Below are 13,480 nucleotides of genomic sequence, written 5' to 3'. Positions count from 1 at the left end.
CGGGATCTGTGATCCTTTCGTTATCGCTTCAGGCGCACGAGCGCGCCGGTTTCCCCCTCAAGACCAGTGAGCGGAAACAGCGGTACTGCGACGTCTGACATCGATGTCAGATGGGCGGGTCCTGTGATGGGTGAGGAGAAGCGTCATGCTCGCCGAGTCGCGGGGCCTTTCGGTGGAGGCCGAGCAGCTGTACCGGGCACTGCTGGACGGACGGCCGACCGAGCCCGGTGCCGAACTGGTCGAGCTGGAGCGATTCGGCCTGGTCCGGGCCGGCACGTCCGGGTTCGAGGTGTGCCCGCCGCGCGCGGCGCTGTCGGCGTTCGCCGCGCACCACGAAGCCGCGGCCGTCCGCGCGCGGGAAGCGGCCGAAGTGCTCGGCGCCGCCTACTCCCTGCGCACCGGCCGGGACGCGGACTTCGTCGAGGTGCTGCGCAGCCGGGACGAGGTGATCGCCACGTTCGAGTCCATGCAGACGCAGTCGGGTGTGGACATCGTCGCGCTGGACCCAGGGTCGTACATGAGCCCCAAAGCCGAGGTGAGCACGGAGCAGCCGGGATCGATGGCGCGCGGCATCGCCTACCGCGTCGTCTACGACTCGTCCGTGCTCCAGGACGACGACGGATTCACCCAGGTGCAATCGAGTATCGCCCTCGGGGAACAGGCCAGGGTGTTCCCAGGGCTGCCCTTGAAGCTGGTGATCGCCGACAGCAGGCGCGCGCTGATCGCCGTCCCGAACTCCGACGCGGGCGATGTGCTGGCGCTGCTGATCCATCCGTCGATGCTGCTGAGCGCGTTGATCGAGCTGTTCGAATCGTTCTGGCGGATGGCCGTGCCTGTCCGGGCCGGTGGTCCGGACGACGCGAAGGCGGCGCAGGAACCGACCGTCGCCACCCGCCGACTGCTCGCGTTGCTGAGCGGCGGCCTGACCGACGAGGCGATCGCGCGCGAACTCGGCGTCAGCGAACGCACGGTGCTCCGGCGCATCAGCCGCTTGCAGCAACTGCTGGGCGCGCAGACCCGGTTCCAGCTGGGAGCGCAGGCGTCGCGCCGAGGCTGGCTCTGATCGGCCCCTGCCGCGGTTGCCAAAGGGCGCGGAGGAAATTGTCACTTGAGTAAGGGGCAAGGATTCGCGAGTGGTAAGGACGGTGCCAACCGGAATCACCACTCGTGAGGGCGGAAAATGGTACGGACGCTGGTCATGATCGCGCTCGGGGCTTTCGTCACCACCCTCGACAACACGATCGTCGCGGCGGGCGCGCCGTCCATCGCCCGTGATCTCGCGCTCGATCTGCCCGCCCTGCAATGGGTGAGTATCGGGTACATGCTCCCGTTCGCCGGGCTCCTGCCGGTCGCGGGCGCACTGGTGGATCGCCGGGGCCAGGCCGCGACACTGCGGGCCGGGCTGCTCGCGTTCGGCGTCGGCGCGGCCGCCGGCGGGCTGGCCACGACGGCATGGCTCGTCATCTCCGCACGGGTGCTGCAAGGCGCCGCCGCGGCGTTCCTCGTCCCGGCCCTGCTCAGCCTGCTCCGCACCAACCTCGACGAGCGCGGGCGGGCAGTCGGCGCGACCGTGTGGACAGCCTGCCTCGCGGTCGCGCTGGCACTCGGCCCGACCCTCGGCGGCGTGCTGAGCGAGTATCTGAGCTGGGGCTGGATCTTTTTCGTCAATCTCCCGTTCGTGGCGGTGATGCTCGCCCTGCTGCCCAAGGTCGCCGTCGCGGGACGCGATCCGGCGGCGGGGCGGCCCGCCGCCGGATCGATGCTGGTGGTGACCACCGGGATGGTCCTGGTCACCGCCGCCGTGGTGGAACTGGGCGAGGGCGCCGCGCTGCTGCCCGCGGCGTTCGGGATCGCGGGAGCGGGTTTCGCGATCTGGTTCGTGCGCAGGGAAAGACGCGCGCGCGAACGGCTGGTACCCGTGGAACTGACCGGTCAGCGGGTCTTCACCGGCGCGCTCACCGTGCAGTTGCTGTGGGGACTGGGGGTTTCGGGGGTGTTCTTCTTCACCCCGTTGCTGCACCAGGAATCCCTCGGACTCGGACCGGTCCTCGCCGGGTTGCCGCTGGTCGTGGTGGCGATCGCGGTCGTCGCCGCGACACCGCTGGTGCCCTGGGCGGTGCCGCGATTCGGTCCACATCGGACTGTCGCGGCCGGGCTCGCCACGGTGGCCGCCGGCCTGGTCGCGGTCGCCGCGGTCAATCCTGTCCCGGAAGTCCTGCCACGGGTTCCGGGGCTGGTGCTGATCGGGGCGGGATCCGCCCTGACCACGCCGTTGACCTCGTACGCGCTGGAGGTGGTGGCGGAGCGGCACGCGGGCACCGCCTCCGGACTGCTCACCGCGTCCCGTGAACTGTCGAGCGCGCTGGGTGTCGCGTTGATCGGGGCCGTGCTGGCGGTGGTACGCACGGCACGGCTCGGCGAAGGTGCCAGGGCCGCGCTGGCGGGCGGCTACACGGCAGGCCTGCTGACCGCGGCGGGGCTGGAACTCCTCGGCGCGTTCCTCGCGCTCCGGCTGCTGAACCCCCGTGCGGGGCAAAGTTCGTCCGGAGGTGACAAGCGGGGTGCCCCCTTTCTCTCTTCACGGTGAGCACGGTCGCACCGCCGTGAGCGTTTCACGGTCCTTTCATTGACACTCTTCGACTGTGATCCATACAGTTCCGGGCAGAGGAAAAGAACGGTCTCCGGAATGGAATCCGCTTTCGGCAACGGCGCCGTTCCGCATTCACCCGCTCCTGCTCACGTCGTCAAACGAGGGGCCATGGAAACCATTTCGGAAACGGTCGTCGCCGCCCGCGGTCAGGACGAAGCATCCGCCGGTGAGTCCTTCGCGACACTGCTGGAGTACTGGGCGCGACGGCTCGGCGACGAGGTCGCCGTGACCTACCTCGACCATCGCGCCGGCGCGGACGGCCGGGCGGTCACCCTGTCCTGGCGCGAACTCGACGACCGTGTCGAGGCCCTCGCCACGCGGCTGGCCACCTTCGCCTGCCCCGGCGAGCGGGCGGCGATCCTGGCACGGCAGTCCACCGACTACGTCGTCGCGTTCCTCGGTGCGATCCGGGCCGGGCTGGTCGCGGTCCCGCTGTTCGCCCCGGATCTTCCAGGGCACGCGGGCAGGCTGGCCGCCGTACTCGGCGACTGCGCGCCGCGGGTCGTGCTCACGACCGCCGAAGGAATCGGCGCCGTCGCCGGTTTCCTCACCACAACGGAGATCGAGCGGCCCGCCGTGCTCGCCGTCGACAACCCTGCTCCGGTCGCGGCCGGTGACCGTTCCTGGCCGCGACCGGAACCGGACGCACTGGCGTATCTGCAGTACACGTCCGGTTCCACGCGGACCCCGGCCGGGGTGATGCTGACCCACCGCAACGCGCTCACCAACGCCCGGCAGGCCTGTGACGCCTATGCGATCGAAACCGGGACGACGTCCACCGTCAGCTGGCTGCCGCTGTTCCACGACATGGGCCTGATCCTCGGCATCGGCGCCCCGATGGCCGCCGGGGCGGCCTCGGTCCTGATGGATCCGCTCGCGTTCCTCGAACGTCCGTCACGCTGGCTGCGCGCGCTCTCGGCCAGTCCCGGCGCGATCAGCGCGGCACCCAATTTCGCCTACTCCTACGCCGCTTCCCGTGTGACCGAGGCCGAGAAGAGCTACCTCGAACTGAGCCGGGTCGTCTCGCTGATCAACGGCAGCGAGCCGGTCCTGCCCGCGACCATCGCGAAGTTCCACGCCGCTTTCGGGGAATGCGGGCTGCGCCCCGAGGTCCACCGTTCCTCCTACGGCCTGGCCGAGGCGACCGTGCTCGTCTCCGTCACCGAAGCGGGCAAAGCGCCGCGGCAAGTCACCTTCGACCGTGATCGGCTCGCCGCCGGGCTGGCGACGACCGCCGCCCCCGGCACCGCGGCCACCACCCTCGTCTCCTGCGGTTTCCCGGCAGGGCAGCGGATCCGCATCGCCGACCCGGTCACCGGCGCGCTGGTCGAACCCGGCCGGGTGGGGGAGATCCAGGTCAACGGCCCGAACGTCGGCGTGGGCTACTGGGGGCTGCCCGGTGTGTCCGCGGCCGTGTTCGGCCTGCCGCCGGTCGATCCGGACTCCGGCGCGGGCTGGCTGGCGACCGGGGATCTCGGCGTGCGCCACGACGGCGAGCTGTTCATCACCGGCAGGCTGAAGGACCTCGTCATCGTCGACGGCCGCAACCACTACCCGCAGGACATCGAACAGACCGTGGAGACGCATCCCGCGGTCCGGCCGCATTCCGCCGCGGCCTTCGCGATCGAGCGCGAAGACGGCGAAGCGGCGGTCGTGGTGGTGGAGCGGGCCAAGACGACCGAGGCCGACGTCGCCGTCGTGACCGCGGAGATCCGGCGAGCGGTCTCGGCCGCCCATGGCCTGCGCCCGCACGATGTCGTCTTCCTGGCGCCAGGAGAGGTGCCGCGCACCTCCAGCGGGAAGATCAGCAGGGCGCTGTGCCGGAAGTCCTATGTGGACGGCTCGCTGACCACGCGGCGGCTGGGATGACCGCGGAGCTCCGGACCTGGCTCGCCGCGTGGGTGGCGGACCGGACCGGGTTGCCCGCCGACCCGGATCGTCCACTGCACGAGAGCGGGCTTTCGTCGCGGGAGTCGATGGAGCTGGCCGCGGATCTGGGCCGGTACCTCGGCCGTCCGCTGGCGCCGACGCTGGTGTGGGAGTACCCGACGATCGCCGCGCTCGCCGATCATCTGTCCACAGTGGAACAAACTACCGCCGCGATCGGTTCAGGCCATGAGGAAGAACCGATCGCGATCGTCGGCGTCGGCTGCCGCCTGCCCGGCGGGGCCGACTCCCCGGAGCGGTACTGGCGCTTCCTGGACGCCGGACGCGACGGCATCCGCGACGTTCCCAAAGGGCGCTGGGAGGAAGAATCCGGCCGTGGCGGCTTCCTGGCCGACATCGCCGGTTTCGACGCCGAGTTCTTCGGCATCGCGCCGGGTGAGGCCGAGGCGATGGACCCCCAGCAGCGGATCCTGCTCGAAGTCGCCTGGGCGGCGCTGGAGCACGCCGGGATCCCGCCGTCCACGCTGCGGGGAAGCCGGACAGGGGTGTTCGTCGGGCTCTCGGCGGGCGAGTACGGCCACCTGACGATGACCGACCCCGCCGCCGTCGACGTCTGGTCCGCCACCGGGGCCGCGACGAGTATCGCCGCCAACCGGCTTTCGTACCTGTTCGACCTGCGCGGGCCCAGTCTCACCCTGGACACGGCCTGTTCGTCCTCACTGGTGGCGGTCCACCAGGCGGTACAGACCCTGCGCCGCGGCGAATGCGCGACGGCGCTCGCCGCCGGGGTCAACCTGATGCTCACGCCGGCCGTCACGGCGACCTTCCGGCGGGCGGGGGTGCTGGCCCCGGACGGGCACTGCAAACCGTTCGACGCCGCCGCCGACGGCATCGCCCGCGGTGAGGGCTGCGGGGTGGTCGTGCTCAAACCGCTGAAGGCCGCCCGCCGGGCGGGGGACCGGGTGCTCGCGGTGATCCGCGGCAGCGCGGTGAACTCCGACGGCCGGTCCAACGGTCTCGTCGCACCGAGCCCCGGCGCGCAGGCCGCCCTGTTGCGGGACGCGTACGCGGCGGCGGGTATCGAACCGTCCTCCGTGGACTACGTGGAGGCGCACGGGACCGGCACCGCGCTGGGGGATCCGATCGAGGCCGGTGCGCTCGGCGAGGTGCTCGGCGCCGGCCGCGAAGCCGCCCGTCCGCTCCTGATCGGCTCGGTCAAGGGGAATCTGGGGCATCTCGAAGGGGCGGCCGGGATCGCCGGGCTGATCAAGGTCGTCCTCGCGATGGTCCACCGGCGGCTGCCGCGGACCCCGCACCATCGCGAACCGAGTCCGCACATCGACTTCGCCGGTCTGGGCCTGCGAGTGGTCGGCACCGCGACGGACTGGCCGCGCTACTCGGGCGTCGCGCGCGCCGGGATCTCCGCGTTCGGCTTCGGCGGCACCAACGCCCACGTCGTCCTCGAAGAGTGGCCCGCCGCGTCGTTCCCCGCTCGCGGGACCGAAACCGAAGGCCCGCGGGTGTTCGCGCTGTCGGCCCGCTCGCCCGAGGTGCTCCGCGAACGGGCCGCCGATCTGGCGGACTGGCTCGAAGAACACCACGGGGTACCGCTGGACGCCGTCGCCGCGACGCTGGCGCGGGGCCGGGATCACCTGCCGTTCCGCGGCGCGGTGGTGGCCGGGGACCGTGGCCGGGCCGCCGCCGCGCTGCGCGAAATGCCCGCCGTCGAAGCCGGGCCCGTGCCCGACGTCGTGTTCGTCTTCTCCGGCTACGGCTCCCAATGGCCCGGCATGGGCCGCCTCCTGCTGCGCACCGAGCCCGCGTTCCGTGCCGAGGTGGAAGCACTCGATCCGGTGTTCCGAGCGGAAGCCGGGTTCTCCTTGCACGAGGTGTTCTCCGGCGAGAGCGAGCTGCCGGACCTCGGCGCGACGCAACTCGCGCTCTTCGGTATGCAACTCGCCCTCGCCGGGCTCTGGCGCGCGCACGGTGTCGTCCCGGACGCGGTGCTCGGGCATTCGATGGGCGAGGTCGCGGCCGCCGTCGTCGCGGGGGCCTTGGACGTCGCGGACGGCCTGCGCGTGATGAGCACGCGGGCCCGGCTGCTCGCGGAGGTCGACGCGAGCGGCGACGGTGCGATGGCGGTGGTCGAACTCTCCCCGGCCGAACTCGCGGACCTGGAAGCGGACTTCCCCGGCATCACCGTCGCCGTCTACGCCTCGCCGGTCCAGTGCACCGTCAGCGGCGGCGCCGAGCAGGTCGAAGCGCTGGTCTCGCATGTCGAGAGCCTCGGCAGGCTGGCGAGACGGCTGCCGGTCGGCGGCGCCGGGCATTCGGGAGCTGTCGACGCCGTCCTGGACCGGCTTCGTGCCGAGCTCGACGGGCTTTCCCCGCGACCGGCGGAGATTCCTTGCTACAGCAGTGTTCTCGACGATCCACAAGGGTCACCGGTCTTCGATGTCGAGTACTGGGCCGCGAACCTGCGCCGTCCCGTGCGGTTCAGTCAGGCGCTGGGCGCGGCGACCGCCGACGGATACGGCGTGTTCGTCGAGATCTCGCCGCATCCGGTGGCGCTGGCCGCGATCGAGCAGAGCACCGGCGCGCTCGCGCTGTCGTCGGCGAGCCGCAAGATCGACGAGCGGGTGGCGTTCCTGACCACGCTCGCCCGGCTCCACACCCTCGGACTGCCCGGTGTGCTCGATGCCCGTGGTCCTCGCCCGGTCCCGGTCGAGCTGCCCGGTCCGCGCTGGCGCCACGAACGGTTCTGGCCGCGGCGGCCGGCTGCCCGGCCCGGATCCGGTGGCGCGCATCCGTTGCTGGGGGTCCACATCGAACAGCCGACCGGTGACGGGCATCTGTGGTGCGCGGACGTCGGGACGGCGGTGCTGCCCTGGCTGGCCGATCACGCGGCGATGGGGGTCCCGCTGTTCCCCGCCGCGGGGTTCCTCGAACTGGCGCTCGCGGCGGCCAAGACGGTCCTGCGGTCCGGCGGGCAACTGCGCGTCGGCGGTCTCGAACTGCACCGGGTGCTCCCGCTCGCCGCGCACACCGAGGTGACGACCAGTCTCGGATCGTCCGAAGTGGACGTCTACGCGCGGTCCGCGGGCGGCGGCTGGGTCCGCCACGCCACCGCCCGTATCCGCGAAGGCGACACGGCGGTGGTGCCGTTCGGCGCCGTCTCCGGCGACACCCGGCCGGTCGACCTCTACCAGGTGCTCGCCGGGATGGGGCAGAGCTACGGCCCCGCCTTTCGCGGACTGAGCGGGGTCCTGGCCGCGGAGGGCCGGGCCTCGGCGTCGATCATCCTGCCCGCCGATGATCCGGCGTACGTCCTGCATCCGGTGATCGCCGACGCCTGCTTGCACGCGCTGGCCGCGGCGGCCGGGGACGCGCTGCGTGAAGCCGACGGCGTCTTCCTGCCGCTGACCTTGGGCGAGGTCGTCCTCGCCGGTGACCCGCGCCGCGGTGTCCGGGTCGACGCGGTGCTCGACTCGCTCGATCCCTCCGGTGACGGCCTGGTCGGTGGCGTGCAGCTGGTCGACGCCGACCACGTCGTGCTGGTCGAGTTCCGCGAGGTCTACTGCCGCCGGTTCCAGCGGTCGGCGCTGCCGGTGCCGATGACGGATCTGCTGTTCGAAACGGTCTGGCGGCAGGCCGGGCTGCCGCCGGAGGAACCGGGCCCCCGCACCTGGGTCGTGCTGCACGAGGACGTGCCCTGGCTGACGGCGTTGCGTGACCGGCTCGCCGAGTCCGGTGACGAGACGGCGACGGCGCCGCTCGGAGACCGGGCCGCGCTGGCGGAACTCCTGCGCTCTCGCGAGGTGACGGGTGTGCTCGTCGGTGTCCCGACCTCGGATCCGATGGGGGCGGCGCGGATGGTCGCGACACTGTCCGGTGTCGTCGCCGAACTGGCCGAAGCGGTGTCCTCGCCACGATTGTGGCTGGTCAGCGCCGGTGCGTCGGCCATCGAACCCGGTGAGCGCGGTGATCCCGGCCAGGCATGGCTGCGCGGACTGGTCCGGGTCCTCGCCTTCGAACATCCCGAGCTGCGGGCGAGCCAGGTCGACTTCGACGCCGAGCCGGATCCCGCCCGGCTGTGGATCGGCAGGCTGGTCGCGGAGATCCGCGCGGACGCGCCGGACGACGAGATCGCCTGGCGTGAAGGCGTCCGGTACACGCGGCTGCTGGCCCGTCCGGAACTCGGGAAACCGGTGAACGAAACCGTGGTGCGGGACGGTGCTTACGTCATCACCGGTGGACTGGGCGGCCTCGGCCTGGTCGCGGCGGACTGGCTCGCGAAACGTGGCGCGACCAGGCTGGTCCTTTCCGGTCGCCGTGGCGTGAGACCCGAGGTCGAACCGATGCTGGCGGACCTGGGCGCCGATGTCCGCGTCGTCGCGGGCGACATCGCCGAGCTGGGAACAGCCGAGGAACTGGTCGCGGCCGCCACGGAAGGCGGTGTGCCGTTGCGTGGCGTGCTGCACGCGGCCGGGGTGCTGGCCGACGGCGCCGCCGTCACCGTCGGAGCCGATGCCGTGGAGGCCGCCTGGCGGGCGAAAGCGCTGGGCGCGTGGCGGTTGCACGAGGCGACCGCCGGGCACGAACCCGACTGGTGGCTGACGTACTCGTCGGCGGCCGCGTTGTTCGGATCGCCGGGTCAGGTCGCGTACGCCACCGCCAACGCGTGGGTGGACGCGCTCGTCGCGTGGCGCCGGGCCGCCGGATTACCCGCGGCGACCATCGGCTGGGGAGCCTGGGGCGAGGCGGGAGCGGCCGTCGGCAGCCGCAACCCGGTGCTCGAACCGCTCGGCACGGAGGAGGCACTGGCGGCGATGGGCACGGTGCTGAGCCGTGATCGCGGATCGACCGGGATCGCGCGTGTCGACGCCGGGACCGTACTCGCCCTGTTCCCTGGTCTTGCCGGGCGGCCGTTCTTCGAGATCCTGGTGCCGCAGGAAGAACCGGAGGCCGGAAGGTCCACTTGGGACGGCTTGGACGCGCTCCGGGCGGTCCTGCCGGAAGCCGCCCGCGAGATGCTGGCCGACTACCTGGCCGGGCTGGTCGCCGGGATGCTGAGCCTCGCCGCGGACGACCTCGACAGGCATGTCTCGCTCACCTTGCTCGGCCTCGATTCGCTCACCGCCATGCGCGCCAAGGGTGTCGTGGAACGCGACTTCGGCCTGCCCCTGCCGATTCCCCTGCTGTTGCGCGGCGCCAGCCTCGCCGAACTCGCCGACCATCTCGCCGACCAGGCCGGATTCGGCGAAACAGGCCCGCGTCAGCCCGCGTCGGCCGTGGTGGTCGGGCCCCGTGACCCGGCCGAACGCTGGGTCGCCCGCCACTGGCAGGCGGAACTGGGCGGCGAAGAGCCCGGCGTTCACGACGACTTCTTCGCCGCCGGTGGCGACGCCGACGCGGCCGATCGGCTGCGCGCCGTGTTCGCCGGGGAGCTCGGCCCCGTCCCCGACCGGCTTTTCGCCACACCGACCATCGCCGCGATGGCCGATCTGCTGCGCGACCGGATCGAGGGTCGCGAAGGCTGCCCTGTCCGGCCGCTGCGCGAAGGCGGCACGGATCCGGTGTTCCTGTTCCATCCGGCCGGCGGGCCGACGAGTGTCTACGAAGGACTCGTCCGCCTGCTGCCGGAGGGCAGGTCCGTCTACGGGCTCGAACGGATCGACGAAGAGGACACCGTCGAAGGCAAGGCCGAGTGCTACCTCGAGCTGATCCGGGAGATCCAACCGCAAGGCCCGTACCGGCTGGGTGGCTGGTCGTTCGGCGGCTGCCTCGCCTACGAGACGGCACAGCGGTTGACCGCGGCGGGGGAGCGGGTCGACCTCGTCTTCATGATCGACAGCATCCTGCCGTTGCCCGCGCCGGGGATCCCGGCGCAGGAGATCCTGCTGGACCGGTTCGACCGGTTCGCCGAGCATGTCGAACGGACCTACGGTGTCCCGCTGGACATCCCGCGCGAGGACCTCGTCCGGCTCGGCGACGACGAGCAGATCCGGCTGGTGATCAGCAGGCTGGCCGCGCGCGTGCCGGGGATGGGCCAGGGAGCGCTGCGGCACCAGTACGAGTCCTATGTGGACGCACGGGTGGCCGAACGCTACGAACCGGAACCCTATGCCGGACCGGTGTTGCTGCTGAGGGCGCAGGAACCACATCCGCTGACCACCACCCTCGACCCGCGTTACCTGCGCACCGACGACACTCTCGGCTGGGACGCCTTCTGCGCCGACCTGGAGATCGTGCGCGTTCCGGGCGATCACCTGTCGATGATCGACCCGCCGCACGTCGAGGTGGTCGCCGAAGCACTGGCGGCGCGGCTCGCGGCACCGAGGGCGGCGCGGCCATGACCGACTTCCCGTTCGCCCCGACGACGGCGTTCCGGATCGCCGACCTCGCCGCCCGCCAGGACGAAGCCGTCCGCATCGCGGAGAAACGAGCCGTCGACCGGCAGCACGCCAAGGGCAAGCTGACCGCGCGCGAACGCGTCGACCTCTTGCTGGACCCTGGCTCCTTCGTCGAGCTCGACCAGTTCGCCCGGCACCGGTGCGCCGAGTTCGGGATGGACGCCAACCGGCCCTACGGCGACGGCGTGGTGACCGGGCACGGCACCGTCGACGGCAGGCAGATCTGCGTGTTCTCTCAGGACTTCACCGTGTTCGGCGGCAGCATGGGCGAGGTCTTCGGCGAGAAGGTCCTCAAGGTGATGGATCTGGCGATGACGCTGGGCTGCCCGGTCGTGGGGATCAACGACTCCGGCGGCGCCCGGATCCAGGAAGGCGTCGTCTCGCTTGCCTACTACGCCGAACTCGGGCGGCGCAACGCGCTCGCGTCCGGCGTCATCCCGCAGATCTCGCTGATCATGGGCCCCTGTGCGGGCGGCGCGGTCTACTCGCCGGCGATCACCGACTTCACCGTGATGGTCGACGAGACCTCGCATATGTTCGTCACCGGGCCGGACGTCGTGCACGCCGTCAGCGGCGAGCGGGTCACCGCCCAGCAGCTCGGCGGCGCCGCGGTGAACAGCGAGGTCTCCGGGAACGCGCACCACCGGGCCGACGGCGAACACGACGCGATCGACTGGGTGCAGACCCTGCTCGGCTACCTGCCGTCCAACAACCTCGACCCTGTCCCGGAGTACGCCGACGGGACCGCCCCCGATCTCACCGGCGCCGATCTCGAACTCGACCGGCTGGTGCCCGACTCGCTGAACCAGGCGTACGACATGACCGAGGTGATCGCCCGCCTCGTCGACGACGGCGAGTTCACCGAGGTGCACAGCGCCTTCGCGGCCAACATGATCTGCGCGTTCGGCCGGATCGAGGGGCGCACGGTCGGCGTCGTGGCCAACCAGCCGCGGCATCAGGCGGGCGTGATCGACATCGACGCGTCGGAGAAAGCCGCGCGGTTCGTGAGGTTCTGCGATGCCTTCAGCATCCCGATCCTGACCCTCGCCGACGTCCCCGGCTACCTGCCGGGGGAAACGCAGGAACGGCACGGGATCATCCGCCGCGGCGCCAAACTGATCTACGCCTACGCCGAGGCGACCGTGCCGAAGGTGACCGTGGTGATCCGCAAGGCCTACGGCGGCGGCTACGCGGTGATGGGGTCGAAACATCTCGGCGCGGACGTCAACCTGGCCTGGCCCACCGCGGAGATCGCGGTCATGGGCGCCGAGGGCGCGGTCCGGGTGCTGCACCGGCGCGAACTGGCCGCGATGCCGCCGGAGCAGCGGTCCGCCGAGCGAAGACGGCTGACCGAGGCCTACCGCGAACGGCATTCGAGTCCTTACCTGGCAGCGGAACGCGGCTACGTCGATCAGGTCATCGCGCCGTCACAGACCCGCCTGCAAGTGGCCAAGGCCCTGCGCGCGCTGCGGACCAAACGGCAGACCCTCCCGGCCAAGAAGCACGGAAACATCCCTTTGTGAACGAGGAGAAGCGATGAACCGAACGCGGTGGTGGGGTCTGCTGGTGTTGTCCATGGTCGCCCTGCTCGGCAGCTCGATCCCGGCGACCGCGGCGCCGGCGCAGGTCACCGCGGACGACGGGGCGAAGGTCGTCGAGGAGACCTGGCTGGACGCGCGCACGGTCGACCTCAAGATCAGCTCGCCCGCCCTCGGCACCACCGGCATGGTCCGCCTGCTGGTCCCGGCGGGCTGGTCCGCGCAGCCCGCGCGGACCTGGCCAACGCTGTACCTGCTGCACGGCTGCTGCGAACCGGTCGACTACCGCTCATGGGACCAGTTCACCGACGTCAAGGCGTTCACCGCGGACAAGGACGCCCTCGTCGTCATGCCGACCGGCGGACCGGCCGGGATGTACACGAAATGGTGGAACTTCGGCCTCAAGAGCACCCCGGACTGGGACACCTTCCACACCCTGGAGGTGCGGCAGATCGTCGAACGCGGCTACCGGGCAGGCACCCGCCGCGCGATCGCGGGGCTGTCGATCGGCGGGTACGGCGCGCTCGCGTATTCGTTCAAGCACAAGGGGATGTTCGCCGCGGCGGCGTCCTACAGCGGGGTGCCGAACACGTTGAACCAGGGAGCTCCTCTGTTCATCCAGGGAATCCTCGCCCGCGCGGGGATCTTCAACTACCTCGAACTCTGGGGTGACAGCTGGGGGATGCGTCCGCTGTGGACGGCGAACAACCCGTACGACCACGTCGACGACCTGCGCGGCACGGCGCTCTACGTCTCGTGCGGAAACGGGAAGACCGGGCCGCTCGACCCGCCGGGGCAGTCCGACTTCTTCGAACCGGCGGCGCTGACGTCCTCCACGAGCTTCACGGATCAGTTGAAGTCCAAGGGGATTCCGGTGACCGTCGACTACTACGGCGACGGCACGCACAGCTGGCCCTACTGGCAGCGGGCGCTGCGGAACTCGTGGCCCGTACTGGCAGCCGGCCTCGGTCTCTGACCAGCGCGTTCAGCGG

6 protein-coding genes are annotated in these 13,480 nt (G+C 71.3%); all 6 read left to right on the top strand.

The features are described from left to right. The first annotated feature begins 145 nt into the window (after nt 1-145). The 6 genes from AMYAL_RS0138145 (at nt 146) to AMYAL_RS0138120 (ending at nt 13,464) form a co-directional block, all read left to right on the top strand. Nucleotides 146-1,063 carry a helix-turn-helix transcriptional regulator gene (locus AMYAL_RS0138145; protein ID WP_020636566.1) on the top strand — a complete coding sequence of 306 codons (918 nt, stop codon included), beginning with the start codon at nt 146-148 and terminating at the stop codon, nt 1,061-1,063. A gap of 117 nt (nt 1,064-1,180) precedes the next feature. Further along, nucleotides 1,181-2,587, top strand: coding sequence for an MFS transporter (locus tag AMYAL_RS0138140; RefSeq protein WP_020636565.1), 1,407 nt, complete (start codon nt 1,181-1,183; stop codon nt 2,585-2,587). Nucleotides 2,588-2,758: 171 nt separating this feature from the next. Then, nucleotides 2,759-4,519 carry a fatty acyl-AMP ligase gene (locus tag AMYAL_RS0138135; RefSeq protein WP_026467777.1) on the top strand — a complete coding sequence of 587 codons (1,761 nt, stop codon included), beginning with the start codon at nt 2,759-2,761 and terminating at the stop codon, nt 4,517-4,519. Further along, the gene (locus AMYAL_RS0138130) at nt 4,516-10,893 is read left to right on the top strand and encodes a type I polyketide synthase (RefSeq protein ID WP_020636563.1); all 6,378 of its coding nucleotides are present in this window, start codon (nt 4,516-4,518) and stop codon (nt 10,891-10,893) included. Before AMYAL_RS0138135 ends, AMYAL_RS0138130 begins: the two co-directional genes overlap by 4 nt. After that, the gene (locus tag AMYAL_RS0138125) at nt 10,890-12,473 is read left to right on the top strand and encodes an acyl-CoA carboxylase subunit beta (RefSeq protein ID WP_020636562.1); all 1,584 of its coding nucleotides are present in this window, start codon (nt 10,890-10,892) and stop codon (nt 12,471-12,473) included. Before AMYAL_RS0138130 ends, AMYAL_RS0138125 begins: the two co-directional genes overlap by 4 nt. Nucleotides 12,474-12,486: 13 nt before the next feature. Beyond that, complete coding sequence (locus AMYAL_RS0138120; RefSeq protein WP_020636561.1) at nt 12,487-13,464, top strand: alpha/beta hydrolase; 978 nt, start codon at nt 12,487-12,489, stop codon at nt 13,462-13,464. The last annotated feature ends 16 nt before the right edge of the window (nt 13,465-13,480 follow it).

The organism is Amycolatopsis alba DSM 44262 (assembly GCF_000384215.1).
Classification (GTDB): domain Bacteria; phylum Actinomycetota; class Actinomycetes; order Mycobacteriales; family Pseudonocardiaceae; genus Amycolatopsis; species Amycolatopsis alba.
This window is presented reverse-complemented; position numbering and strand designations above follow the sequence as displayed.